The sequence below is a fragment of the Bacillus sp. 204(2023) genome, from assembly GCF_037027505.1.
GTDB lineage: Bacteria > Bacillota > Bacilli > Bacillales > Bacillaceae > Bacillus > Bacillus subtilis.
Genome location: NZ_JAXCHE010000002.1, coordinates 167,503 through 193,771, shown reverse-complemented (window position 1 = coordinate 193,771; position 26,269 = coordinate 167,503). Strand labels below are relative to the sequence as shown.

The 26,269-nt window shown below is 43.4% G+C and carries 29 protein-coding genes; 3 read left to right on the top strand and 26 right to left on the bottom strand.

The features are described 5' to 3' along the window. The first annotated feature begins 111 nt into the window (after positions 1-111). Positions 112-381: a hypothetical protein gene (locus WA279_RS05455; protein WP_003232345.1), complete on the top strand. Its 270-nt coding sequence runs from the start codon at positions 112-114 to the stop codon at positions 379-381. A 34-nt stretch (positions 382-415) separates the two neighbouring features. Here WA279_RS05455 and sipT read toward each other — a convergent pair whose 3' ends face one another. From sipT to WA279_RS05375, 16 genes are all read right to left on the bottom strand, one after another. Further along, entirely contained in the window at positions 416-997 is a 582-nt protein-coding gene (gene sipT, locus WA279_RS05450; RefSeq protein ID WP_336154592.1) for a signal peptidase I sipT, read from the bottom strand. 144 nt (positions 998-1,141) lie between these two features. Next, positions 1,142-3,049 carry a PTS fructose transporter subunit IIABC gene (locus WA279_RS05445; RefSeq protein ID WP_014479682.1) on the bottom strand — a complete coding sequence of 636 codons (1,908 nt, stop codon included), beginning with the start codon at positions 3,047-3,049 and terminating at the stop codon, positions 1,142-1,144. A 14-nt stretch (positions 3,050-3,063) separates the two neighbouring features. After that, positions 3,064-3,975 carry a 1-phosphofructokinase gene (gene pfkB / locus WA279_RS05440; protein WP_032725621.1) on the bottom strand — a complete coding sequence of 304 codons (912 nt, stop codon included), beginning with the start codon at positions 3,973-3,975 and terminating at the stop codon, positions 3,064-3,066. After that, positions 3,972-4,727 carry a DeoR/GlpR family DNA-binding transcription regulator gene (locus WA279_RS05435; protein WP_014476685.1) on the bottom strand — a complete coding sequence of 252 codons (756 nt, stop codon included), beginning with the start codon at positions 4,725-4,727 and terminating at the stop codon, positions 3,972-3,974. Before WA279_RS05435 ends, pfkB begins: the two co-directional genes overlap by 4 nt. 279 nt (positions 4,728-5,006) lie before the next feature. Further along, positions 5,007-6,200, bottom strand: a complete 1,194-nt coding sequence (gene skiZ, locus WA279_RS05430) for a sporulation-delaying-protein transporter subunit SkiZ (RefSeq protein WP_251187067.1) — start codon at positions 6,198-6,200, stop codon at positions 5,007-5,009. Beyond that, positions 6,197-6,889, bottom strand: a complete 693-nt coding sequence (gene yknY / locus WA279_RS05425) for an ABC transporter ATP-binding protein YknY (protein WP_003232356.1) — start codon at positions 6,887-6,889, stop codon at positions 6,197-6,199. The genes skiZ and yknY overlap by 4 nt, the downstream gene beginning before the upstream one ends. After that, on the bottom strand, positions 6,890-8,023 hold the full coding sequence (locus WA279_RS05420; RefSeq protein WP_015715815.1) for an efflux RND transporter periplasmic adaptor subunit: 1,134 nt from the start codon (positions 8,021-8,023) through the stop codon (positions 6,890-6,892). 4 nt (positions 8,024-8,027) lie between these two features. Beyond that, complete coding sequence (gene yknW, locus WA279_RS05415) at positions 8,028-8,723, bottom strand: toxin SDP protection protein YknW (RefSeq protein WP_014479677.1); 696 nt, start codon at positions 8,721-8,723, stop codon at positions 8,028-8,030. A 109-nt stretch (positions 8,724-8,832) separates the two neighbouring features. Then, positions 8,833-10,647 carry an ABC transporter ATP-binding protein gene (locus tag WA279_RS05410; protein WP_133954349.1) on the bottom strand — a complete coding sequence of 605 codons (1,815 nt, stop codon included), beginning with the start codon at positions 10,645-10,647 and terminating at the stop codon, positions 8,833-8,835. An 11-nt stretch (positions 10,648-10,658) separates the two neighbouring features. Beyond that, a complete protein-coding gene (locus tag WA279_RS05405; RefSeq protein WP_336154585.1) occupies positions 10,659-12,416 on the bottom strand; it encodes an ABC transporter ATP-binding protein in 1,758 nt (585 codons plus the stop codon). 223 nt (positions 12,417-12,639) lie between these two features. Beyond that, on the bottom strand, positions 12,640-12,873 hold the full coding sequence (gene moaD / locus WA279_RS05400) for a molybdopterin converting factor subunit 1 (protein ID WP_335449220.1): 234 nt from the start codon (positions 12,871-12,873) through the stop codon (positions 12,640-12,642). After that, a complete protein-coding gene (locus WA279_RS05395; protein ID WP_003232367.1) occupies positions 12,866-13,339 on the bottom strand; it encodes a molybdenum cofactor biosynthesis protein MoaE in 474 nt (157 codons plus the stop codon). Before WA279_RS05395 ends, moaD begins: the two co-directional genes overlap by 8 nt. Continuing rightward, on the bottom strand, positions 13,339-13,860 hold the full coding sequence (gene mobB, locus WA279_RS05390) for a molybdopterin-guanine dinucleotide biosynthesis protein B (RefSeq protein ID WP_003232370.1): 522 nt from the start codon (positions 13,858-13,860) through the stop codon (positions 13,339-13,341). Before mobB ends, WA279_RS05395 begins: the two co-directional genes overlap by 1 nt. Next, entirely contained in the window at positions 13,821-15,113 is a 1,293-nt protein-coding gene (locus tag WA279_RS05385) for a molybdopterin molybdotransferase MoeA (RefSeq protein ID WP_336154580.1), read from the bottom strand. Before WA279_RS05385 ends, mobB begins: the two co-directional genes overlap by 40 nt. Positions 15,114-15,130: 17 nt before the next feature. Further along, positions 15,131-16,150, bottom strand: coding sequence for a molybdopterin-synthase adenylyltransferase MoeB (locus WA279_RS05380; protein ID WP_021479379.1), 1,020 nt, complete (start codon positions 16,148-16,150; stop codon positions 15,131-15,133). 50 nt (positions 16,151-16,200) lie between these two features. Then, positions 16,201-16,800 (bottom strand): molybdenum cofactor guanylyltransferase, encoded by a 600-nt coding sequence (locus WA279_RS05375; RefSeq protein WP_014479670.1) that lies wholly within the window; start codon positions 16,798-16,800, stop codon positions 16,201-16,203. Positions 16,801-16,936: 136 nt separating this feature from the next. Here WA279_RS05375 and cse15 point away from each other — a divergent pair, with 136 nt between their 5' ends. Continuing rightward, complete coding sequence (gene cse15, locus WA279_RS05370) at positions 16,937-17,902, top strand: spore protein Cse15 (RefSeq protein WP_021479381.1); 966 nt, start codon at positions 16,937-16,939, stop codon at positions 17,900-17,902. A gap of 40 nt (positions 17,903-17,942) precedes the next feature. Here the strand turns inward: cse15 and rok are convergent, their stop codons facing one another. The 3 genes from rok to ahpA form a co-directional block, all read right to left on the bottom strand. After that, a complete protein-coding gene (rok, locus tag WA279_RS05365) occupies positions 17,943-18,527 on the bottom strand; it encodes a transcriptional regulator Rok (RefSeq protein WP_014113628.1) in 585 nt (194 codons plus the stop codon). Between the two features lie 465 nt (positions 18,528-18,992). Beyond that, complete coding sequence (gene ykuV / locus WA279_RS05360; protein ID WP_014476671.1) at positions 18,993-19,439, bottom strand: thiol-disulfide oxidoreductase YkuV; 447 nt, start codon at positions 19,437-19,439, stop codon at positions 18,993-18,995. Positions 19,440-19,510: 71 nt separating this feature from the next. Beyond that, the gene (gene ahpA, locus WA279_RS05355) at positions 19,511-20,053 is read right to left on the bottom strand and encodes a biofilm-specific peroxidase AhpA (RefSeq protein ID WP_336154577.1); all 543 of its coding nucleotides are present in this window, start codon (positions 20,051-20,053) and stop codon (positions 19,511-19,513) included. A 236-nt stretch (positions 20,054-20,289) separates the two neighbouring features. Between ahpA and mscT the strand changes: the two genes are divergently transcribed. Next, the gene (gene mscT / locus WA279_RS05350) at positions 20,290-21,093 is read left to right on the top strand and encodes a small-conductance mechanosensitive channel protein MscT (RefSeq protein ID WP_003244994.1); all 804 of its coding nucleotides are present in this window, start codon (positions 20,290-20,292) and stop codon (positions 21,091-21,093) included. 36 nt (positions 21,094-21,129) lie between these two features. Here mscT and WA279_RS05345 read toward each other — a convergent pair whose 3' ends face one another. From WA279_RS05345 to ccpC, 7 genes are all read right to left on the bottom strand, one after another. Continuing rightward, positions 21,130-21,375: a YkuS family protein gene (locus tag WA279_RS05345; protein WP_003232382.1), complete on the bottom strand. Its 246-nt coding sequence runs from the start codon at positions 21,373-21,375 to the stop codon at positions 21,130-21,132. A gap of 61 nt (positions 21,376-21,436) precedes the next feature. Continuing rightward, positions 21,437-22,561: an N-acetyldiaminopimelate deacetylase gene (locus WA279_RS05340; RefSeq protein ID WP_335388452.1), complete on the bottom strand. Its 1,125-nt coding sequence runs from the start codon at positions 22,559-22,561 to the stop codon at positions 21,437-21,439. Between the two features lie 69 nt (positions 22,562-22,630). Continuing rightward, positions 22,631-23,341 (bottom strand): 2,3,4,5-tetrahydropyridine-2,6-dicarboxylate N-acetyltransferase, encoded by a 711-nt coding sequence (dapD, locus tag WA279_RS05335; RefSeq protein WP_003218680.1) that lies wholly within the window; start codon positions 23,339-23,341, stop codon positions 22,631-22,633. Between the two features lie 104 nt (positions 23,342-23,445). Continuing rightward, on the bottom strand, positions 23,446-23,901 hold the full coding sequence (locus tag WA279_RS05330) for a flavodoxin (protein ID WP_041334138.1): 456 nt from the start codon (positions 23,899-23,901) through the stop codon (positions 23,446-23,448). Between the two features lie 15 nt (positions 23,902-23,916). Then, the gene (locus tag WA279_RS05325) at positions 23,917-24,810 is read right to left on the bottom strand and encodes a WD40/YVTN/BNR-like repeat-containing protein (protein ID WP_128992759.1); all 894 of its coding nucleotides are present in this window, start codon (positions 24,808-24,810) and stop codon (positions 23,917-23,919) included. After that, the gene (locus WA279_RS05320) at positions 24,800-25,276 is read right to left on the bottom strand and encodes a flavodoxin (RefSeq protein WP_251187057.1); all 477 of its coding nucleotides are present in this window, start codon (positions 25,274-25,276) and stop codon (positions 24,800-24,802) included. Before WA279_RS05320 ends, WA279_RS05325 begins: the two co-directional genes overlap by 11 nt. 111 nt (positions 25,277-25,387) lie before the next feature. Then, positions 25,388-26,269: a transcriptional regulator CcpC gene (gene ccpC / locus WA279_RS05315; protein ID WP_003232387.1), complete on the bottom strand. Its 882-nt coding sequence runs from the start codon at positions 26,267-26,269 to the stop codon at positions 25,388-25,390.

Sequence of the window (26,269 nt, the reverse complement as noted above, 5' to 3'; positions counted from 1 at the left end):
CTGTTAAAACAGAGAGAAAACACTTATACACCCAAACCAGCCAGCTGTGTTACAATTAAAGAGAGAGAATGCATCCGCCTGGAAAATTACACACTCTCATGGAGGAACACGTTGAGGCTTTTAACACTTACTGAATATTGCTTATTGATCTTTTTTACGGGCTTTTACCTTGCCGTAACAGGCTTTACCGCCAAGGACATCGGCTTATATATAGGCATAGCCCTTATTTACATATTTTCGCACATTTTTTCTAAACGGCTTTTAGAAAAGCGCGGAAAAGAGAACAAACAGGTTCACCTTTTCTTCAGTGTGCTGGCTATTATCGGTTCAGTGTTCATCACGGTTTTATGCATTGCATTGGTCGCTTCTTTTTCAAAATAAAAACGCCTGCTGTCCAAAGGCCAGCAAGGCGTTTTTATTTTGTTTGACGCATTTCGTTAAACGGGAAAAAGACAAACTTCGATGTGCCGACAATTCGATCTTCCGCGATCAGTCCCAGCCCGTTTCGGCTGTCCATAGAATTCAGCCGATTATCTCCCATGACAAAGTATTTGCCTTTCGGAACCTTAACCGGTCCAAAGTCTCCTGTCAGACTGACACCAAGTTTTTCTGCTTCCTTCTTGTTTTTAGACAAGTAAGGCTCGGCTACTTTTTTACCGTTTATATAAAGCGTGTCATCCTTCATTTGAACGGTTTCTCCAGTCTTTCCGATCAATCTTTTTACATAATGGATTTTAGAAGTTTCACCGTTGATAATAACGATATCTCCGCGCTTCAGCTCGCCGATATAGTTGACTGTTTTATTCACAAACAGCCTTTCTCCGTCATGTAATGTGGGATACATAGATGAACCTTCAACTAAATACGGTTCAAACAAAAAGTGACGGATCAGGAGAGCCAGTAGAACAGCGATGACAATCGCTTTACCCCATTCCAGGTACGTATTGGTTTTTTTCTTCGCCGTTTTCTCAGTATTCGTATTTTTTTCCTCGGTCAAAGTGTTTCCTCCTAGACAATTGCTATGTCAGTTGTTTCTCTTCTTTTACTTTATCATAAAAAAGAATAAAATACATAACTTAACCGCGCTCCCTGCCGGCCGGATAAGAAAAAGCGTCCTTTCGAACCAAGGACGCTTTTTTTCTTATTTTTCTGTAACAGGTTTTTTGACGATACCGAGGATAATTGCCATCACGACAGCACCGATCACGATACTTAAAAGGTAAAGCATCGGATGGTTTGTAATGAAAGCTACGAATACTCCTCCATGAGGGGCCGGAAGCGTTACTCGGAAGAATTCAGTTAATCCGCCGGCAACAGCTGCACCGACTACAGCAGCTGGTATGACGCGAAGCGGATCAGCCGCAGCAAATGGGATCGCTCCCTCTGTTACGAAAGCAGCTCCCATGAAATAGCATGTAATACCAGCTTCACGGTCACGCTGAGTGAATTTGTTTCGGAAAATGGTTGTTGCAAGTGCAATACCAAGCGGAGGAACCATACCGCCGGCCATGATTGCTGCATGAGGCGCATAGTTGCCTGCATCGATCATGGCGATACCGAACGTAAAGGCTGCTTTATTAAGCGGGCCACCCATATCGATCGCCATCATGCCGCCCAAGATAATACCCATTAACACAAGGTTTCCAGTACCAAGGCTTTCAAGCCAGTTTGTTAAGAAATTCATAAATGCCGCTACAGGTGTATTGACGACAAATTGCATTAATACGCCAGTGATAAAAATACCGAACAGCGGGTAAATCAAAACAGGTTTTAATCCATCAAGTGACTGAGGGATAAACGTAAATACTTTTTTCAGTAAAATCACAACATAACCGGCAAGGAATCCGGCAATTAAGCCGCCTAAGAATCCAGCATTCGCTTGAGTAGCCATAAATCCTCCGACCATACCAGGCGCAAAACCAGGACGATCTGCAATACTCATCGCAATGAAACCGGCCAGAACTGCAACAATCAGTTTTAATGCATTGTCGCCGCCGATAAAGTTTAATGCTGCTGCAAACGTGTTGTAGCTAGGATCATTCGGATCAGCAGAGTGAATTCCCCAGAAGAATGAAATCGCAACGAGAATACCGCCGCCGACTACGAACGGAAGCATGTTGCTGACACCGCTCATCAGGTGCTTATAAAACGCGTTTCCGATACCGCTTCCAGACTTGCCTTTCGCTTCTTCATCATCGTTTGAAGCTGCCGAACCGCCGCCGCTGCCTTGATAAATCGGCGCATCTTGATTCATCGCTTTTTCGATAAGCTCTTGCGGACGTCTGATACCCGCCGTTACAGGAACTTGAAGTACGCGCTTGCCTTTAAAACGTTCCATTTCAACCTGCTTGTCCGCTGCGACAATGATTGCAGGTGCATCTTCGATTTCTTGGGCAGTGAGCTTGTGCTTAATGCCGCTTGACCCATTTGTTTCGACCTTAATTTCCACACCAAGCTCTTTCGCTTTTTCTTTAAGGGCATCCGCAGCCATGAATGTATGGGCAATACCTGTCGGGCATGCAGTAACCGCTAAAATTTTTCCTTTTCCGGCAGGTGCTGGTGCCGCTTCTTCTTCCTCTTCCTCTTCGTCATCATCTTTATCGTGCTGATTAATAATGTCGATGATGGCATCTTCAGACTCAGCTTCAAGGAGCTGCTTACGGATTTCTTCACGCATTAACAGCGTTGAAAGTCTTGACAATGCTTCAAGGTGAGTGTTGTTTGCGCCTTCAGTCGCCGCGATCATGAACACTAAGTGAGCCGGCTGGCCGTCTAATGATTCATAATCGACGCCGTCTTTTGAACGTCCGAACGCGATCGCCGGGTTGATAACGCTTGCCGTTTTCGCATGGGGGATAGCGATTCCTTCACCGATACCCGTGGAGCTTTGGCTTTCGCGATTTAAAATGGCTTCTTTATAGGCTTGTCGGTCATTTAACTTTCCAGCCTTATCAAGAACAGTGACCATTTCGTCAATAACATTTTCTTTTTCTTTGCTCTCAATATTAAGCTTTATCGTATGCTTCGTTAAAAGCTCAGTTATTTTCACTTGTGTTTCCTCCTCTATAGACGTGTGACCTTAACTTCAGGAAGAAGCTGCTGGACAAATTCTTCTGTTCCAAGTTCTTCAGAGAACGCGGTAGCACTGCCTGAAGTAACTCCTAAGCGGAATGCTTCTTCAAGCGGCAGCTGTTTGGAAATTCCGGCAAGGAAACCTGCAACAACGGAATCCCCTGCTCCGACTGAGTTTACCAATTTCCCCTTTGGCACGTTAGCAAAATAAACAGCTTCGTTCGTAAACAGAAGCGCTCCGTCTCCGGCCATTGATACGATTACATGTTCAGCGCCTTGTTCTACAAGCTTTTTCCCATAAGGAACCGCTTCCTCAACAGATGTAATGGTCGTGCCGAACATTTCTCCAAGCTCATGATGATTTGGCTTCATCAAAAATGGTTTCATTTCTGTTGCTTTCAAAAGAGCCTCGCCTGAGATATCCAGAACAACTCGTGCGTTCTGCTGTTTGCAGGCCTCTGCGATTTTTTCATAAGTATCGTGAGGGAGTGAAGATGGAATGCTTCCTGCAAGAACGACGATATCTCCCTCTTGCAAAGATTGGAACTGTTCTAAAAAGGCTTTGAAATCTTCATCCGAAATTGTCGGTCCCTGCCCGTTAATTTCAGTTTCATCACCAGTTTTCAGCTTTACATTGATACGGGTATCCCCTTTTACTTCAGAAAAAGCTGTTTCCAGGTTTTCTTCCCGTAAAAATGTTTTGATATATTCTCCGGTAAATCCGCCGACGAATCCGAGCGCTTTAGACGCCACATGGTGTCTTTTCAGCAGTCTCGATACATTGATGCCTTTGCCCCCTGGATACTTGGTATCATACGAAGAACGGTTCAGGCCTCCTACAGTAAAATCTTCAACGTGAACAATATAATCGACAGATGGATTAAGTGTTACAGTGTAAATCATGGTTTCACTACCTTTACGACAGTTTTTTCTTGGTAATTATCGAATGTAAGCTCTTCAGCGTCAGTCGTAATGATTGTTGCGTCGCCTATTCCGGCGAATGCCGAAAATGAAATTTCTCCGAACTTCGAAGGGTCTGCTAAGACGTAAGCGTGTTTTGCCTGTTTGATCGCTTTCTGTTTTAAAAGGGCCTCATCAGGGTCCGGCGTTGTGAATCCAGCCTCTGTATGGACACCGTTTGTCCCCAGAAAACTCTTGTCAAACCTGTACTGGTCCATGGCAATCAGTGAAGCGCCTCCAATAATCGCGCCCGTTCTGTGCTTTACGTATCCTCCAAGCAGATAAAAAGAAATTTCTTTCCTTATTAATGCATCGATATGCATTACCCCGTTTGTGACAACGACAATATCTTTGGTTTTATCCATAAAATCAATCATGTGCAATGTCGTCGTGCCTGCATCAAGGTAAATGCAATCCCCTTCTTCTAAAAGAGAAGCTGCTTTTTCAGCAATCTTCAATTTATCGTGAAGGTTTTTGGATGATTTTTCAAGCATATCGGGTTCAAGTCTGATATCGGAAAGCTTGGCCGCTCCACCATGAACGCGCTTTAAAAAACCGCGTTCTTCAAGGGTCGATAAATCTCTTCTGATTGTTGATTCAGAAGCATTAGTCAGATTTATAAGCTCTTGAATCTTTACCACATCATGCTTTTCTATTTGATCAATAATCAATTGATGCCGTTCAGGAGTTAGCATGCTTCACCTCCTAATGAAAACGTATTCATTTTGAATACAATTTCATTGTAAACGCTATTTTCGGTTTAGGCAACTAAAATCATTCAAATTCATTCAATAACTATCAAAATCTTTCACGTTTCTCCATATTAACGTATGTCTATAGGGTTTGTAAACTGTAAATTCGACAAAAATAAGGACAATTGTACGACATTTTCTTCTTATTTTAATGAAAAAAGTCTTTTATATTCATAGTAGAAATCACTAAACATAAAAAAACCTCATGCATGTTGCATGAGGCTACTCATAACGCAGCGCTTCAATGGGATCAAGCTTTGCAGCTTTATTTGCAGGAAGCATGCCGAAAATAACACCAATGAGCATACTGAACAGCACGCCCCCGCATACAACCTGCCAGGATATGAGTGACGGCCAGCCCGCAATGGCTGAAACAAGCGAGGCCCCTCCGTATCCAATACCAATCCCGACCAGACCGCCAATCAGCGTTAATACGACTGACTCAATTAAAAACTGAGTCAGAATCTGTCCCCTCGTCGCACCGAGGGATTTTCTTATTCCAATTTCCCGTGTCCGTTCTGTGACTGATACGAGCATGATATTCATGACACCGATTCCGCCGACCAAAAGGGAAATACCTGCAATTGAGCCGATAATCGTCGTCATAATTGCAGTTACTTTGCCAATTCCGGCCGCAATCTCTTCCATGTTCATCACTTGATACGAATCCTCTGTGCCATGATTGTCATTTACCAGCTGTGCCGCTTCTTTTCCAGCCGATTTTATGTCGTCTGCTGATTCGACCTGCAATGATACGTTACTGAAATCACTTGTGCCAAAAGAGGATTTCATCATATTAAATGGCACATACATTTCACTTAAACCGAAAGAAAGCAAGCCTGTTTCTTTTTTCAGCACGCCGATAATTTCAACGGGCTGTCCGTTTATCCAGACAACTTCACCTAAAGGGGAGGTTTTATCGAACAGTTCTTCAGCCATCTTTTGAGAGATGATTCCGGCTCTATTCCCCGCGAGAAAGTCATTGTCGGTAAATGTTCTGCCGCTTTCGATTTCTAAAGAATTGACATTCATGTATCCATCATTTATTCCGTTAACCGTAGCATCGGTTTCTTCTTCGTGATAACGCGCTTTCATACTTTCAGAAGTCGAAGCAACGACTTGTTTAATGCCTTCTATCCCTTTTAAACCTTTAATATCGTTTTCTGTAAACGTAGATTCAGCTGCGGCGTTCGGGTTGCTTGCAAGCTCCTCGTCGCTAGGCATATAGTACAGCTCCACAGTATTTCCCGGGCCGCTGATCGACTGCTTCAGCATTTGCTCGCCGCCCTGTCCTACCGCAACGACAACAATGACAGAGCCTACACCAATGATAATGCCGAGCATCGTTAAGATCGAACGCATTTTATGGGCAAGGACAGAGCTTAGAGCCATTCTGATGTTTTCCAACAGGCTCATTCTCCCACACTCCTTTGTCCGGAGCTGGCAGGAACAATGTTTCCGTCACGCACCATGACGATCCGATTCGTGCAATCTGCTACTTCAGGCTCGTGAGTAACCAGAACGATTGTCGTTCCCTCGGCATTTAATGCTGTAAACTGATCCATAATCGCCTCGCTTGTTTTCGTATCCAGCGCGCCGGTCGGTTCATCAGCTAAAATCAATTTCGGCTCATTCACGATCGCCCTCGCAATCGCCACCCGCTGCTTCTGCCCGCCCGACAGCTCGTTGGGCATGTGGAGCATTCGATCGGCTAACCCGACCTTTTCCAATGCTCTCTCAGCCCGCTCTTGACGTTCCTTTTTGCCTATCCCGGAATAAATCATCGGCAGCTCGACATTTTTTTTTGCGTTCAGCCGCGGAAGAAGCTGAAATTGCTGAAATACAAAACCGATGGACCGGTTACGGACTGCCGCCAGTTCTTTATCTTTATATGAAGAAATGTCTTCGCCGTCCAATTGATATGTACCGGAAGTCGGCCGATCAAGACAGCCGATAATATTCATGATCGTCGATTTTCCTGATCCTGACGGCCCCATAATCGAGACATATTCACCTTGATGAATGTCCAAATCAATAGAATGGAGAACATCAAACGTTTCCTTTCCGATCTGGTAGCTTTTTCGCACATTAGAAAGCTGAATCATTTAGGATTTCACTTCCATTCCGTCAGTCACCTGATCAGATGGATTCAAAATGACTTGATCATCTTGGGAAAGCCCCTCTTTAATTTCTGTCAGGTCATCTGTCACTTCGCCGATTTTGACATCAACTCGCTTTGCTTTTCCGTCTTTTACTGTATACACATAATATTGGTCATCTTCTTTTTTGACTGCCTTTGAAGGAAGCGTATTTGCTTTCCGTTTATCTGTTTCAATATTCATGATAAATTTAAAGCCTGGCTTTCCTTCTGGAAGATTTCCTTTTATTTTCACTTGAAGCGGGTATTGGACCGCCTGTTCTGTTCCTTGTGCCGCAGCGCTCTCCTGCTGATCCGGAACAAGCCCGACTGCGGAAACCGTGCCTTTCCATGTTTTACCCTGTATTACATCTGAAGTGAGTGTGACCTTCTGGCCTTTTTTGACTTTCAATGTATCGTATTCAGACAATTTCCCTGAGACGACAAGGTCTTTTGGGTTGCCGATATGTATGACAGGCTCTTGAATATCTGACTTTTTGGATGCCGCTTCTTGGTTGACAGAAATAACGGTGCCTTCAATTTCGCTTTTCACTTCAAGATCTGATACCCGGTTGGCAAGTGACTGTCGCTGAAGCTCGGTTTGTTTTAATTCGATCTCCGCTGTTTTTTTCTGCATTTGAAGCTCTGTCCGTTCAGATTCGATTTGTTTTTCTGCTTCTTTCTTTCCTACCTGTTTTTCCAATTCTCTTTCTTTGCTGTCTAAGGCTTTTAACTTTTCTTGAATTTGGTCAATTTGAAGCCGGTTGGATTCAGATGTTAACTGGTTCTGTTCTTTTTCCAGGCTCAGCTGCTCATTTGTATAGGTGACTAAAGGCGTGCCCTTTTTAACTTTATCGCCTTCCTTAACTTTAATGTCTTCTAATGTCCCTTTATCCGCTTCATAAAAGACATACTGTTCATTTGAAAATTTTAGCGTGCCAGGAACCATAACCGTTGATGAGATTTCATTTTCTTCAACGCTCCCCGTCTGTATCTCCTTGCCGGCGCTGCCGCTTGTCGGAGCGGCAGACCGGTATATATTGATTCCAACAAAAAGAGCGACTATAACTGCGATTCCAATTCCGATCCAGACTTTTTTCATGAGCTTATGCACCCGCCACAGAATTGATTAAACCTGAAAAAAGCGAAAATACAACTAAAATTCCGAATAGAATGATTGCTGAAATCCACCCGGCTTTTTTGGAGATGCCTCCCGTTTTGTGAAGTCCGATTGCTAATAATACAAAGCTCCAGATGCTGAAAATTTCAAAGGTATTTAACACGCTGGCAAGAGCCCCGTCAGATGGGATAATCCCTGCCAGTGACGTCGTGCTGTAAAGAGGATTCACGTCAGTCGTAAAAGCAACGATTCCATTAACCAATAATCCGAGACTGCTAATTAAAGAGACAAACAGACCGAGAGAAAGCATTTTTTTATATGTCGTAACTCCGCCTGATATTTTTACACAGAGCCAATAAATAAGAGGGGCAATAAATAATGCTGCGATACCGCCGATAATAGCGCCTGCCATTCCGCCAAATTTGGTTATTGTTGCGACAGTTTCCATTTGTTCAGCAGATAGCCCTTGCGTATCCTGGCTTTTCAAAAGCTCACTATAATCCGTACCGAGTGATTGCAGCACGGCACCGACGATGATAATTGCTGCAACAATCAAAAGCGGTCCCCATACTGCCGGCCTTTCTCTTATTCTTTCAAATTGTACGGACGGACTTGTGATTACTCCGAAAAGTGAAGGCTTTTCAGTCGCCGTTCCGCTGTTTTTTTCTACATTCGTTTCCATTTCAAAACCTCCTTGAGAATATCTAACAAATAGTACGGGAAGGATATCAAAAAGTTTCATGTTTTTCTAATAAATTTCCAAAAACCTTCAATATTGAAGGCCTTTCATATTATTCTATCGCTGTGCTGTATTGCGCTTTCACAAGCCCGGCATAAATGCCTCCTTTAGCGAGCAGCTGATCATGGTTCCCTTCTTCTATTTTCCTGCCGTGATCAAGAACAATGATACGGTCGGCGTCGCGGATCGTAGACAATCTGTGAGCGATCATCACTGCTGTACGCCCTTTCAGAAGCGTTTTTAACGCTTGCTGAATTTTTACTTCTGTCTCTGTATCAATGCTTGCCGTTGCTTCGTCAAGGATGATAATAGCCGGATCGGCGAGCAATGCTCTTGCAAAGGAAATGAGCTGACGCTGACCGGCAGACAGTACGCTGCCCCTTTCCTCTACCTCTGTTGCGTACCCTTCCGCTAAATCGGAAATAAACTCATCCGCTCCGACCGCTTGGGACGCTTTCATCACCTCTTCATCCGAAGCATTTGGCCTTCCAAAACGAATATTTTCCATGATGGTCCCAGAGAAAATAAATGTATCTTGCAGGACAATGCTAATTTGAGAGCGCAGACTGGCAAGGGAAAGATCCTTAATCGGTATACCGTCTATTTTAATGGTGCCTCCGGTCGCATCATAAAAACGGCTGATTAAATTCGCAATCGTCGTCTTCCCGCTCCCTGTATGCCCGACAAGCGCAAGCGTCGAGCCCGCCGGAATAGAGAAGGAAACGGCGTGAAGGGCTTTTCGTTTTTCATCATACGAAAATTCAACCTTTTCAAAACTGATCTCCCCATTTATCTTTTCATTATGAATGGCATTCGGCTTCTCCTTGACATTTGGCTGTTCGTCCAGAAACTCAAAAATCCGTTCTGATGATGCCATCCCCATTAATAGCTGATTATAGACCTGACCCAGTCTCGAAATAGGTTCCCAAAACATTCCCAGATAGAAAGCAAAAGAAACGAATACGCCAATCGTGATGGTTTCATTCATGATGAGTGTGGCTCCATACCAAATCAAGACAGCCGTCCCAATCGCATTCGTCATTTCTACAAGCGGACGGAACATGGCATTTTTTCTAGTTGCTTCCCGCCATGATTCGTAGTTCTCCTGATTGACACCGTCAAAATACGCCATGTTTTCTTCTTCCTGCGTAAATGCCTGTGTGACCCGGATGCCCTGAATGCTTTCGTTTAGATGAGAGTTGAGCTTCGATTGCTTTAGCCGTACCGTTTGCCAGGATCGGCGTATTTTTTTTCTGAGACTTGTTGAAATAAAAAACATAATCGGCAATGTCACCATGATGGCTATAGTCAGCTCAGGGCTCAGCGTAAACAAAATGATAATCACGCCGGCCAGAAGCAGCAAGTCGGTCAACAAATTGATGACTCCGCTTGTAAAGAGCTCCTGAAGAGAGTTAATATCATTCATGATCCTGACTAAGATCGATCCCGCCGACCGCTGATCAAAAAATCGATGGGATAAGCGCTGCACATGGGTAAATAAATGCTGTCGCAAATCGTAAATGACATGCTGGCCAAGCTGATTCATCCACCTGATTCTTAACACATTGGCGGCGTAATTGAGGACATATAAACCGCTAATAATAAAAATGAGCTGAATCAGCAGCTCCGAGTTTCTCCCTGTAATCGCTTGATCAAGAACATAAACGCCGATCAGAATGGGGATCACAAGCTTCACAGCAGTGCCAATCAATACGGTGAGAAAAGAAAGCGGCAAAATTGTTTTTCGATATGGTTTGACATAGCTCAGCAGCCGCCACATTTGAGCCCAGTTAAACGGCTTTTCAATGATTTCATCTGAAGAGTAATAGAAACGCTCTAAAATCCCCTGTTTTTTCGTTTGTTTCATTTGGCCCCTCCCTATCCGACCTCATGCGGCTCATTAATCATTTTGACATCACGGTATTGCAAATCGTAAATCTTTTTATAGTAGCCGCCTTTTTCAAGAAGCTCGTGATGTGTACCCCTTTCACGAATGCGTCCTTTATTAAAAACGAGAATTTCATCGGCGTGTTTCAGTGAAGAAATGCGGTGAGCGACGATAAAGGTTGTGCGGGTTTTCATGACTTCTTTTAAGGCAAGCTGTATGCTGTGCTCCGTTTGCATATCTACTGCGCTTGTGGCATCATCCAATATTAAAATGCTCGGGTTCAAGCAGATGGCTCTCGCAATGGCAATACGCTGTTTCTGTCCGCCGGAAAGCCCCATTCCCCTCTCTCCCAGCATGGTGTCATACCCATCAGGAAGCTCCATAATAAAGTTATGAGCCTGCGCCCTTTTTGCCGCTTCGATGACGTCTTCCATTGAGGCATCCGGCCGCCCATACGAAATATTTGATCTAATCGTAGATGAAAACAGGAAGGATTCTTGAAGTACGACCCCGATATTGGAGCGAAGGGTTTTTAACGAATAATCCGTGATTGGTTTGTGATCAATGGTAATCATTCCGCCAACAGGACTGTAAAATCTGGTGAGAAGCTGTGTCACTGAGCTTTTGCCTGAACCTGTCGGGCCCAACAGTCCGATTACCTTCCCACTGTTTGCCTCAAAGCTTACATTGCACAGCGCGTTTGTTTGTTCTTTCCCGTATGCAAGAGAAACATTTTTGAAATGGACATCTCCGGTTAATTTTTGTTTATGCAAAGCATGAGGATGATCTGTAATGTCTTCTTCTTTTTCCAGAATGTCGAGCAGGCGTTCCCCTGACGCTTTTGCTTGAGAGAACATATTGATGACAAAACCTAAGTTCATAATCGGCCACATCATATAATTGACAAGGCTGAAGAAAGCAACAAGCTCGCCGGGATTGAGCTGATTTTGCATAACCAAGTAACCGCCGTATGAGAGGAGAGCTACAATACAAATGTTACCAATGAACTCCATTAAAGGGAAATACGCAGACCAGATGGATGATGTTTGTAAATACTGCGCCCTGTATTCTGCATTGGCTTTATTGAAAGTGCTGATCTGAAAATCTTCCCTGGAAAGAGATTTAACCGTATTAATGCCGCTGATATTTTCCTGGACTTTTGTATTGAGTTTCGCAAACGATTTGCGGATGCCTCTGAAGGCGGGATGGACTCTTTTGTCAAACCGGTATACCGCAACCGCGAGAAATGGCAGAACAGCTATTGTCACAAGCGTGAGAGGAACAGAATAGTAAAACATAACCGACAGGCTGATGGCTACCAGCAGGCCGAAGCGAATGAGCTCAGCGAGACCGTATGATAAGAAAAAACGAAGCCCTTCAACATCAGCAGTCAGCCTGGACATCAAATCTCCTGTTTTCGCGTTATCATAGTAAGAAAAAGAAAGCCGCTGCAGTTTTTCATACAGACCATTTCTCAGCCGATAAACGGATTTGATCCCGAACATATCACCTAAATACTGATGAAAAAAGGTAGCCATTCCTTTCAAAACCATTACCGCAATAAATCCTAAGCTGACCCACGCCGCAAGCTGATACTGCCGTCCCAGCACGATCTCATCAATCGTAATTTGCAGGATAATCGGATAAACGACAGTAATTGCAGTCATCAAAAGCATGGCTAGAAGCGACCACATAAACACTTTTCTGTACGGCCAATAATACATTTTTAATCTTTTAAATGTCTCCATATCCAGCACCTTTCCAACATTTATCATCTTTACTATATCGATACCCGAAATAAATTTCTATTATTTTTCAAAATTTCAGTCTAATTATGGAGTGAGTCTCTTACTTTATAGGGAGTAACATATGTAGAATAAACGCTTACAGAAAATCATTGTATGCTGAGGATACTTGGGGATATGCCAATGAAATACAGAAAAACCGGACGGCTGAAATGCCGTCCGGTTTTCATCCCCCGCTGACTGGCGGTATGATGGCTACCGTGTCACCTGAAGATACAGAGGTATTTTCTTTTACATAGCTTTCGTTAACGGCAATCATAGCCGTATCAATAGATTCAAGACCGTATTGTTCTTTTAGACTTGCTTTTATTTCATCTGTGGTTGCTTGTTCCATATCTACTTCTATTGCTTGTGTACCGGCCTGTTCAGCAAGCCCTGCAAATAAAAGAATTTTAATCATGCTGCTCTCCCTCGCTTAGGTCTGGTTTTCCGTTCGGATAAGCTGTTGTTTCTAGCTGGTCGCCGATCCATTGCTCACCGTCTTCCCAAATTTCTTTTTTCCAAATCGGCACAATCTGTTTAATGCGTTCAATCGCATACTCATTGGCTTCATATGCGGCTTTTCGATGGGGAGAAGATACAGCAATCACTACCGCTGCTTCACCGATATCGAGCACACCTATACGGTGCGTGATCGCAGCTGAGGCACCTTCCCATTTTTCTTCGATTTCAGCGCCGATTTGAGCAAGCATTTGCACGGCCATCGGTTCATATGCCTCATATTCAAGCCGAACCGTTCTTTTTCCGTTTGTCCATTCCCGAACCGTACCAATAAATGTCGTAATGGCTCCTGCTTCCCGTTTCTCCACTTTTTTGATGATGTTTTCAGTATTAATGGGTGTTTTCGTAATCTCAAACCGTTCCATTATGCAGATTCCCCCTTCAGCTGTGAAAGCACAAAATCCACGGCAACCGGATCATCCGCATGAAAAACGGGTAATCCCTGATGCTCTGTCATATGCTCTTTTTTTCTATAGATGATGGCGATTATATTTACTGCTTGCAGCGCTTCCAGATCTTCCTTTTCACTTAGGATAACCACTTTAGGATAAGGGGCTTTTTTAAAGCCTTCAATCAGAAGACAGTCTGTTTCGAGAAATTGGTATAACTCAATCAGCCGTGCCAAATCCCAATTGCGGCGGGCAGTCAGCTGTAACACACCAGCACCTTCTACCGCTGTTACATCAGCACCTGCCGCCTTGTAACGGTCCGTGTCTTTTCCTTCCGTGAGCGTTTGCGGTTCACCGCCGTGACCATGATGCTTCAGGCAGCCCAAATGGACTCCCTGTTCAGAGGCTTTTTCAAGAATGCGCTCAATAAACGTTGTTTTCCCGCTGTTTTGAAATCCTACAACTTGGACGATCGGGAAAGGGCGGACCAAGGCCATTCACTTCCATTCTCTTCTCTGATGAGCAGTACTTGAACCGTTCTGCCAGATTCGTAGCCTCGCGTGCCGCCCGGCAGGATAATAAATGCATTAGCATCTGCAAGTGATGTGACAGAGCTCGACTTATCTAAGCCAACGGGTGTCGCCAACAGCTTCCCTTCCTGATGGTGCACGAGCGCACGAACAAATCGGGTAAATGGGTTCGGTTTCGGAAAATCCTTGGTCAAAACAGCTTCCGCACAAATTGAATGCGGTGTTGCATTGAGCAGCCATGTCTGGATTATCGGTTTGACAAACAGTTCAAAACCGACATAGCATGCCGACGGATTACCAGAAAGGCCAAACAGCAGCATATCGTTTGCATGCGCCACCGTTGTCACGCTGCCCGGGCGCATGGCAACTTTATTAAACAGCACGTCCGCTCCGAGTTTTTCATAGATCGCAGGCAAAAAGTCAAAGTCACCGACTGACACACCGCCAGTTGTGATCAGGAAGTCCACCTTTTTCATCGCTTCTTTAACTGCAGCAAAGCTTTTATCCAGTTCATCAGAGATTTTCCCTAAATAAAGCGGTGTTGCGCCTGCTTCTATCACTTGCGCATATACCATACTCGCATTGCTGTTGCGGATTTTTCCCGGTTCCAGCGGATCACTGACATTCAGCAATTCGGTACCGGTTGCGATAATTCCGACTACAGGCTTTCTCACGACAGGCACAGATGCGTATCCGAATGTTGCCAAAAGAGCCGTCACTCCTGGTGTCACCCGGGTGCCCTTTGTCAGTAAAACACTCCCTTTTTGAGCGTCCTCACCTGTTTTTGAAATATTATCCCCCGTCTGAAAGCGGCGTTTTAAAGACATAAATGACTTCCCATTCTCCTCAAAGGTTTGAGTCAGTTCAATCATGACGACTGCATCTGCCCCTTCAGGGATTTGCGCGCCAGTCATAATCCGCACAGCCTGAAACGTGCCAAGCTCTTTTTTAGATACTGCTCCCGCTCCAATATGGTCAATAACTTCAAACCGAACTGGGTTTTCACGTGAAGCTTCTGCCGTATCGCACGCTCTGACAGCAAAACCATCGTATGGCGAACGGTCAAACGCAGGTACGTGGTGATCCGCAGTTATATCTTCGGCTAAAAACCGATGAAGGCTGTCTTCAAGCGCCACCCATTCTATTTCACCTTGTTTTTGAAAATGGCAGACACGCCGAACTGCCTCGTCTACCGGTATCGGTGTTCTTTTCTCCAGCATTCTGACCCCTCCTGTTGTTACAGTCCAATCACTCTTGCCAACACGGAGTTGGCTTCTTTCACATCATTTGTTCCATGCACCAGTGCCCGTCCGTCATTGAAAATGACAATTCTGAAATCCTCGTAAAAAATATGGAGCAAAAACGCATTAGCCTCGACCTTGCCGATTGTTTTCAGCCGCTTAATGAGCTCCTGTTTCGGGATTCTTTTTAATGATTCTGACCTTACCTGCACTGTATCACGGCCGCATAGTACAGCAGCTTTTGGTGTGTTCCAATCCTGAAGATAAGGATATACCGCATTTGCTCCGCAAGATGGGCATTCCTCACGGCGTACATGATTAACGTTAATCTTCATATGCGAATTGTTCCAGACATCAAATGTCACAAACTCCCGCTGTATTGCTTCTTTTTGGCCGGTTAACAGCTTTAATGCCTCAGCCTGCTGATATGCTGAAACGATATGCACAGCAGGCGGAATAATGCCGGCAGTATCACACGTCGCCCCGCCGACAGGAATTTGCTCAAACAAACACGACAGACAAGGGGTTTCTCCGGGAATGACAGTCATGAACATTCCCTGGCTGCTTACACAGGCGCCATAGACCCAAGGTGTCTTTGTTTTCTGGGCAAGATCGTTTATCAGCATGCGGGTTTCAAAATTATCTGTAGCGTCGATCACGACATCTGCTTTTTCAATCAGCGGCTCAAGCGTTTCGGCTGTTCCTTCGGTAACATACGCCTCAATATGTATCTCGCTGTTAATCGCTGATAAATGCTCTTTGGCAGCCATGGCTTTCGGCATGCGGAGTTTGGCATCGCTTTCTGTATAAAGCTGCTGCCTTTGAAGATTGCTCCACTCCACATAGTCACGGTCAATAATGGTAATAGTACCGACTCCCGCTCTCGAAAGCCCTTCAGCTCCTGCAGTGCCGAGCGCTCCCGCTCCGACAATCAGCACATGGCTGTCTGCCAGTCTTTTCTGGCCCTCTTCCCCAATTTGCTTAAATCTGATTTGCCGTGAATAACGTTCCTCCATCAAACCTGTTCTCCTTATCTTTTATGTCATCTTATCATGTTATTGCCCCGTCAGTCCCGCTTGAGGGAGTTCGATTTTTCTTCCAAACAGCTAAAATCATCACGTGTATTAATGTTGATAAACTCTGCCGGGTTTGCTCCGATATTTTCAGCCTGTACGTAACAAACCGAAATTCTGCCTAATAAATCTGATATTCTCAACCTCTTCTCAGAAAGCTGATCGTATAGAACTGGCATGATACGTTTGTGGTAAATCGCAATCAATGGCTGCACTTGTCCGTCTGAAATTGGGACTACCGCGTCCGCACCGGCAGTCATCAGACGTTTGAGCTCCAGCATCGTCCTTCTTTGTATCAGCGGTGTGTCACAGGAAAGAACAGTATAAAGATCACCGTCTGTCTTTTTAAAAGCGGTATATATACCAGCCAATGGCCCCATGCCTTGAAATGGCTCAGCATCTTGATACACTTCATTTTCACCGTTTTCTTGAAATCTATCAATAAATTCGGGACGGCTGATGATAACCGTTTGTTCTCCAAGTGCCTCTTTAGCGCATTCGTAAAGCATCCTGCCCTTCCATTTGACAAACGCCTTCGGTTCTCCAAAGCGACGTGAGGCTCCCCCTGCCAGCAGTACGTTTACATGCTTCATATCATCTCACCTCTAGTTTCGTTAAAAGCATAGCAAAAGCAAAGGCTCAACGCTACTGCTTGTCTGTTTATTAAAGAGGAATAGCTGTTCAGTATTTGCATATTGTAGTGTTAACATCATGAGGGAGATGGTTCGAATGAAAAGATCAGGTCCTTTTTTCCACGACGTGTCTCAGGAGAACCTTTATTTAAAATCCGAGCTTTCAAGGTGCCATAAGCTGATTTCTGAACTTGAAGCAAGCTACTTTCATCAGAAAAATAACAAATTGCTCAAAGAAAATACCGATATGAAAGAAAAACTCCAGCAGCTGTCTGCCGAATTAACACATATGTCAACAAAAGAAAAACATGCCTCCCACACCAGCCAAACCCTGCACCAAATAAGAGCTGAACTGCTTGATAAAATCGTTGTTTTGCAGGAGCTTCTATCTGCTGAAACCTATAAACGCAGAGCCGAAATCGAAGAAAAACATAAACTTCATATTGCTAAAGTCAAAATCGAAGAAGAAAATAAAAATCTTCATAAACGGATCAGCGAACTTCAAGCCTCAATTGAGCAAGAACAAAATGCACTGCTTCAGGCAAAACAGCAAGCCGAATTGATAAAAGCCGAAAATGGGCGTCTAAAAGAGCAAATGGTAGAAAAAGAATATCAGCTAAAACATATTAAAATAGAAGTTGATCATATGAAAGATCGAATCATAGAAACGAAAGAAAGACTGCTAGACATAGAAAAAACGAAAGAAAAATTATTTCACGAAACTATTATATCGTATAAACGGCAGCTTGATGAAAGCGATGCCTGGATTGCTTCTCATTTTGCCGATATTGATGGCGGCACAAAACAAAAAGAAAAAACGGAAGAAGAAGCTCCAGCGGCCTACGCGCAGCCATATCATGTAGAGACCATCCTTGAAGATGTCACCAAACAGATACATGTGCTCCAAAAACAGCTTGCCCGCGCCCAATCATCAGACCAGGCCAAGAGCCATACAATTGAAGAGCTGAAAAACAGAGCCGCTGAAGAAAAGCCTTATCAAAAGTGGGTGTATAAGCTTAATCTTGAAAAAGAAAACAAACCTTCACAGAAAAAACCTCAATAAAAAAACTGCTTGAGCGATGCCAAGCAGTTTTTCTTTATATTTATTCATTAGCTGATTCAGCTGATTCTGCAGATTCGATTTCACCCTCTAAAATGTACTGCCCGCGATATGGTTTTTTCACTTCCGGGTACATTTTAATTAAGCTTTGCATAAACGTTGTCATATTAGGGATTTCAAGACCGCTTTCTTTTTCAATCTCTTTTTGAAGCTCGGAGCTCTTAATCGCCGCGTTGTGGCGTTTTAATGTTTTAATAGCAGCTTCACGCAGCTTAGCTGCTTTTGATCCCGGTCTTGCCGTTCCTCTTCTTCTTCGTGTTGTTCCGTCTGGTATACCGGCAGGAAGAGAGGAAATAGATTGAAGCTGAGGCTGGACAGACTGCTGCTGTGATTGCGGCTGATAGCTTCTGATTTCCTGAGCCGCAAGCTCAGCGAGAACCGGCAGAGAGTCAGGTTTTTTTTCAGAACGGAAATCCTTTTTGATTTCGGAAGGGCTTCCATTTCTGTCCAGCTCTCTTAATTTTGCGTATATTTTATCACGTTCAATTTGATATTCACGAATGACTTTCACTTCAGCTTCATTTAGTTGTTCTAACCGCAAGCGCAAAGCTTCTCTTTCATTAAACATTCCTCAATGTACCCCCTATCAAAATTAACATCTTTAATTAAGATATTAGATTACAAAAGTAATTTTATCAACTATTATTTTAGCATTTTACTATTATATTTACTCTATGAAAAATTCCTTATTTTCTGAAAATGTTTTATTTTTCAAAAGAGTCCTTTATTCTCAAGGAGTCAAGGGGCTTTCTAGTTTATTTGGTATAATGTTGAAAATATATATTTTACTTACTTCTTTAAAGAAATTTAGTGTAATATCTACAATTTTCGAGTTATGAGATATGAGATTTATCTAAAATTGAGGAAAAACATCAAAAATTAGCTGTGTTTTCTAGCGTATCAATCAAACAAATCATCAATTCCTATACCCAAATTTGGAAAAATAAGCTTCTTACTCTTCTTCCATTGCTTTTTGCACAAATAAAAAACCTGATGTGATCAGGTTTTTAGGAAATACTATTTAGTCAGATACCTATTCCGTTTCAGCCAAAACGCGGTTCACACGTTTTTCAAGCATTTTCATACCGCTCCCGCCGGCTTGGAAGTGACGGAGCTGTCCTGTTTTATCAAACACATAATACGCAGGTACGTATTCATTTTCAAATGCATCGGTTAAAGCATGGTCACTGTCAACAAAAATCGGCTGAGTGATATCGTGTTCAGCAGCTGTTTCTTTAATTTTACCAAGATCAAGATCATCTTCGGAACGGGGCATGTGTACAGCTACAACATTCAGCTGATCTTTATATTTATCACGAAATTCATTCACTTGCGGCATCGCTTCTTTGCACAAGTGGCAGCTGATGGACCAGAAATGAATAAGCGTCGGCTTTTCCCCAATCAATTGCTCTCTCGTCACTTCACCATTTAACCAAGCTTTTTCTCCCGTCAATTCCGGCATGGGCTGACGTAATTTCATTGCTTTTTTCCCTCCTATTTAACAGAAAGGCCTAACGAATATGCTAGACCGCTTTTCGTTCTTGGAAAGAATTAAAGTGTTTTTTGGCCTGGTTTCCAGTTAGCCGGACAGAGTCCGCCAGTTTGCAGCGCCTGAAGAACACGAAACGTTTCATCAACATCACGCCCAATGTTGTTATGGAAAACAGTTTGATATTGAAGCTCCCCTTCAGGATTAATAATAAACAATCCGCGCAAAGCCACACCTTCTTCTTCGATTAAAACGCCATATTCCCGGGATACCTCATGGTTTGTATCAGCAGCAAGCGGGTATTTCAGCTGGCCAAGACCGTTTTCTTTGCGTTCTGTATTGATCCAAGCTAAATGAGTATGGATGGTATCAGTTGAAACCCCGATGACTTCTGCATCAAGATCTTCGAACTCGTCATAGCGGTCAGACATTGCTGTAATTTCTGTCGGACAAACAAAAGTGAAATCCATTGGATAGAAGAACAGCACTGTCCATTTGTCGTTTTTCATGTTTTCCTCAAGACTTACTTTGCCGAATTCTTTGCTTGCAAGGACTGCTTCCATTTCAAAACGAGGAGCTTGTTTACCTACCATACGTTCTGCCATATGTATCCCTCCAATTTATTGTTTGGCTTAAAGGTCAAAGTCGCATGAAAATAAAGGGTGATTAACCATTTTTAGTTATATTGCAATGCCATTATATAAAAGCAGATTTCCTGAGTCAATTTTTAACAAATCATGTATGTCTTTGGCTTCGACATTTTTGAATAAAACGTTTAACATGGTCATGTACAGGGTAACTAGTCTCAATGTGCAGCAATCAATTAGAAAAGGAGCTCAACATGGACTTTATTAAACAATATGATTGGGCGGGACTGATTACAAATGCCGGTGTTCTGCTCATTAAACTCGCCATTATGATATTGCTCTATTTTATCGTTCGATCATTAGGCATGAAAATCATTAAACATCTGTTTGCAAAATTCGAGGAGCAGAATAGCTTGTCTATCGGACGTGCACATACGCTCCGAAGCCTGACTCTTAACATATTTGCTTATACATTGATTTTCATATTTTTCGTCATGGTTCTAGATTTGTTTCATTATGATCCAAGCGCTCTTTTAGCGGGGGCAGGAATCGTCGGCCTGGCTGTCGGATTTGGCGCCCAAGGGCTTGTCAGTGATATCGTGACAGGTTTTTTTATTTTGCTTGAGAAACAATTGGATGTCGGAGATTATATTACCGTTTCCACCTTTGACGGAATTGTCGAGCAGGTTGGCTTAAGGACAACTCAAATCCGCAGCTTTGACGGAACACTGCATTACATCCCCAACAGAAACATCACAAACGTGAGCAATCATTCTCGTGGTACCATGCAGGCTCTTGTTGATATTAAAGTGCCGGCTGAAAGAAATATTGATGAAATGATTCATATTTTACAGCAGGTTTGTGATGAAACGGCAGCGGCTCTTCCACAAATAAAAGAAGGCCCAAATGTCATCGGCATTCAAGAACTGGGGACTTCCGAAATTGTAATCAGGGTCATTGCCAAAACAGAAAATATGGAACAGTGGCGAGTCGAACGAGTGTTGAGAAAAGAAATAAAGAACGCGTTCGACCGCGCTTTCCCTAAAGAAACAGAATAAATAAAAGAACCGAAGCGTTTTGCTTCGGTTTTTATATTACTGAATTCTGCTTTCAACTTCGCTGCAAATTTCTTCAGCCGTCATCCCGGAAGCTGTAATGACAGGTGCTTGTGTTACCGTATCGGCTATCCCTTGCACATTATTATCAAGACCTGTTACGACACAGCAGTCACAGCCTTGAGCATCAGCAGGGCTTTTCATCATTACAACGTCATATCCTTTTTCTTTTAAAGCAGCTTCTACATCTGATAATGATTGTTCAATTCCAATTTTTTTAGCCATTTTTGAACACCTCCGTTTACTAGAGTGCTCATTTTATGGAATTTTATTCTTTCATTTGTACTTAATTGGCATAAACAGAAAAATAACCTGTCATGACATTAACCGCTGTTTCTATCGCATTTTCATCGGGATTCAGCTTAGCATGATGAAGCCCATGTTCAGAATCAGCGCCGAGCCAGAACATGAAGCCGGGATATTTTTTCAGCATGTAGCCAAAATCCTCTCCAGTCATTGCTTCTCTTGCTTCAATTACTGTCGCCAGTTGATGTTCAGCAACAAAAGACATAAATTCTTCTGTTAATCCGCTCGTATTGTAAACTTGGTGATATACAGACGGATATGTCACTTTTCCTTTGCAGCGGAATCCGATTTCGATTCCTTTCACTACATCTTCAATCCGTTCCTTTACCTGTTTCATCGATTCTTCAGAAAGCGTGCGGATCGTGCCTTCCAGGTGGGCCGTTTCCGCAATGATATTTTGTGCCGAGCCTCCGGTAATGGTACCAACTGTAATAACAGCACTGTCTAGCGGATCTGTGTTTCTGGAGATAATCGTTTGCAGCTGGGTGACAAGTGTACTTGCTGCTACAACCATATCCTCAGCCAAATGCGGATATGCCGCATGTCCCCCTTTGCCTTCCAGATCGATGACTAGCTCTGATGTATTCGCAAATAGAAGGCCGCTTTTTGTCGCAATGGTGCCTACCGGAAGCTCTGGAGCAATATGAAGCGCAGTGATGAAATCAGGCTGCCACTTTTTTAATACATCGCTCTCAAGCATTGGTTCCGCACCGCCTGGCCCTTCCTCTGCCGGCTGAAACAGAAAAAGCAAATCATGTTTGACTGGGTGGTGAACAAAATGATCAATAATGCCGAGTGCAATTGTCATATGCAAATCGTGACCGCAGGCGTGCATGTTGCCGTGATGCTCTGATGCGAATGGAAGACCAGTTTGCTCTTCTATAGAAAGCGCATCGATATCCGCTCTGTACGCCAGCATTTTTTCCGGCGCTGTCCCGTTCACTTTTACAAAAAGCCCTGTTCGCCATTTCTCAATTTCAATTCTGTCTTGCGGATATTGTTCCAAGACATTTAATAAATACTGCTGGGTTTTGAACTCCTGAAATCCAAGCTCCGGTATACGATGCAGATCTCTGCGAATTGCGATGAGCTCCTCTTTCTTCATTTCTATTCCTCCTGCCTATACGAATAAGGCGTGGATATATTATCCACGCCTTTTTTATCAAACTTTTCCTTACAGCTGGCGTAATTCCTGCTTGATTTCAGTTTTGCCTTTTGTTTTTTCATCAATGTCTTTGATTTTTTTAGCTGGTGTGCCTGCAACAACAGTGTATGGCTCAACGTCGTTTACCACGATCGCTCCCGCAGCAACAACAGCTCCTTTACCTACTGTTACACCTTCAAGCACAACAGCATTTGCGCCGATTACGACGTCGTCTTCAATCACAACCGGTTTAGCGGATGGCGGCTCAATAACGCCCGCAAGTACAGAACCCGCGCCGATATGGCAGTTTTTTCCGACAGTAGCTCGTCCGCCAAGCACAACGTTCATATCAATCATTGTGCCTTCGCCGATGACTGAACCGATATTAATAGAAGCACCCATCATGATGACTGCGTTATCACCGATTTCAACTTGGTCGCGGATGATCGCGCCCGGCTCGATACGCGCTTTGATGTTTTTAAGATCAAGCATTGGGATCGCAGAATTGCGGCGGTCATTTTCAACCACATAGTCTTCGATTTTGCTTTGGTTTTCTTCGATTGCTGTTTGGATTTCGCTCCACTCACCGAAAACGACACCAGTGTTTCCGTTGATAAAAGCTTTCGCAGATTCGCCGAAATTGATTCCTTCCAGCTCACCTTTCACGTAAACCTTTACAGGTGTTGATTTTGTACTATTTTGAATAAATGAAATAATTTCATTTGCGTCCATCATTTTCATATGTATAGTCCTCCTCCTGATTTTCTACCTCATTACTGTATCAAAGGAAAGATACAAAGACAAGAAAAAAAGGAACAGCCGTTTTAGCAGTTCCCAGTGAGTGATCAGACAGCGCATCCGCTTTTCTTTGCGAATTGTCTCCCAAAGTTTATTAATTCTTCCTCTTCGTCACCTTCTGGATTATTTTCGATTTTTACCGAAGGCAGCACAATGTCGCCACCGCATTCTTTTATTTTTGCTTCGAGCGTATCAACCGCTCCGCAGAAAAATTCATATGCTGTATCACCGGAACCGAATACAGCGCATGTTTTACCGGAAAAATCAATCTCCTCCATGTCTTCAACAAGATCTAAAAATTCATCAGGCAGATCTCCGTCTCCCCACGTGTAGGTTCCCATTATGATATGGTCATAATCGGTAAACAGCTGGGCATCATCAATATCCATTGCTTCGAAACGGTCTACTTCTGCTTCCGCCTCCTGAAGCCCCTTTTCAATTAAATCTGCCATTGCTTCAGTGTTGCCTGACATTGTTGCATAAACAAGCAAAATCTTCGCCAATTCCTTGTTCCTCCTCTAATGAATCATTGCTGAAACTTCGTACGGCTGGACAAATTTACATTCATACAAGCCTGCGCAAAAGAAATTCTCTTTCTGATTGGCCACTCTCCATCCATGTCCCTTAATGGTATCGAACCATTTTAGCGACCGGGCTTCGAGATCAGCCTGGTAAATTCTCGAAAAACCGTTTTCATCTTGTGTTGTAGTGACATATATAATTCCATCATCCTCTGAAAGATCAAGAAATGACTCTTCTTTTCTGATCATGCTGGATTGAATGATAAATTCTTCACCATTCAAAAGATTTCGTACAGTGACAGCACCGTGCTTTCCTTTCACAGAACCCATCGCCGCCACCAGCCAATTTTCATTGAACACGAGCATGGATGCCGTCATCCGGTTTTTTTCTTTTTTGACAACTTGGACAGTGTCACGCTTAATGTCGTAAGCCCAAATGCCGCCAAAATATTCGTGTATTTGCGTGCCGATAAAAAGATTGCCCCCGTGAAGGCATAACGACCGGATAACAGGGGGATTATGAAATTCGGCAAAAGGTTTGGCTACGCGCCATGAGACACCAAAATCATCCGATACATAAATACAATGCTTACCGTGGGCGCAGACAAACCCGTTGTTTCTGCCGGTAATCGCCCACACTGTTGCATTTGTCGGAAAGCTCGACATCGTCCAGGTTTTCCCTTCATCAGCCGAACGAATGACTGTTCCCTTTTCACCGACGCCAAATAAGTAAGGCCCTATGTAGCTGATACAGTGTATCTTACTTTTCAAACGAAAAAGCTTTCTCCAGCCCTGCTCCAAAGAATAATGAAAAATGCCTTCTCTTTGTACCGCCACAAAATATCCAGAAAACGCCGATGCCGTAACAGCAGTTGCTCCTTTATGAAACATGGCTTTTTTCCTTGTTCATATAATCTGCCCATGCAAGAAAACCTCTCGCAAACGCTCGGCAGCTTTCCACATCTTCATCTGTTTCAGGCGCTAATTCAATTTTTAGTGTTTCCTGGTAAACAGCAGCTCCCGCCTCTTGCAGCATGGCATTGAACAAATTCACCGCTGCGCAAAACTTTGGATAAGAATAATCGCCAGACCCGAAGCAGGCTGTTTTTAAACCATTAAGCTGAAGCTGTTTGACCTCTTCGAAAAAATCCTCCGCTTCGTAGGGCAAATCGCCGTCCCCCCATGTATAGGTGCCAATCAGTACATAATCATAGGAGGTTAAAGCAGACGCATCCGCATCGTCTATCTCGACACAATCGATATCCAACTCATATTCCTGAAGCGTATCTTTTATTATGAAGGCAATGTCTTCTGTATTTCCTGACATGCTGGCATATGTAATCAAGGCTTTAGCCATGTTATCACCCCATTAATTGATAATGATTTTCAATATCATATGTATCACTTTAAATGATAATGATTTTCATTGTCAACAGCTAAATAAAAAAAAGACAGCACCTCGCTGTCTTTAAAATGGATTTTCCTGATCCAGCATATCCTTTATCACTTGTACAAAAGCTTGGACTTGTTTCAGTTCAAAGGCAGGCTCATAGCCTAATAACCATGTATCCCGACCAATCGGATGCCCTTTCATGTCTAAAAGAGGCATTTTATTCACTTTATCTTCATTTTGAAGGGTAACAGACGGCAAAATAGCATAACCGATTCCGTGCAGCGCCATCTGTTTGCACGTTTCAATCTGATCAACCAATATCGTCTGTTTCGGCGACGTTTTAAATTTTTGATGCCACCAGTGCTGAATTTCCTGAAAATAAGTACTGTCACTTTTAAACTGGATAAACGGCCGTTCTGTATGGGCAATATCTTCGATGCAGGAAATTTCAGTATCTACTAAATACAGATGATCTGTCATTAAGTAATCTTTGCGCCCCTTCCACTCAGGGTTGCCTCTTATAATGCCGATATGAACCTGATCCTCATACAAGCTTTTCAGCATTTCGCTGCTCCACCCGGTTATGAGCGAGATCTTTGCATTCGGATACTTTTCCACATACGTCTTCAGGACTTTAGGGAGCCAATGCTGACCGATTATGGAGGCGACGGCAAGCTTCAATGTGCCGTGAATTTCACCTTCAAGCTCGTCAATATTTTCTCTTATTCTTTCCTGCTCTAATGTCACATCATTCGCAAACTGAATGATTTTCTCACCGGCGGGCGTTACCGTTAATCCTTTTTGGGATCTTAAAAAGATTTTTGTTCCCCACGCCTTTTCAATGGTTTGTAAGCGCTGAGATAAAGCCGGCTGAGATACAAAAAGCCGTTCTGCCGCCTTTCTCATATTTAATTCCTCAGCTAAAACTACGAGCATATGAAGCTCTTGAAGCTGCAT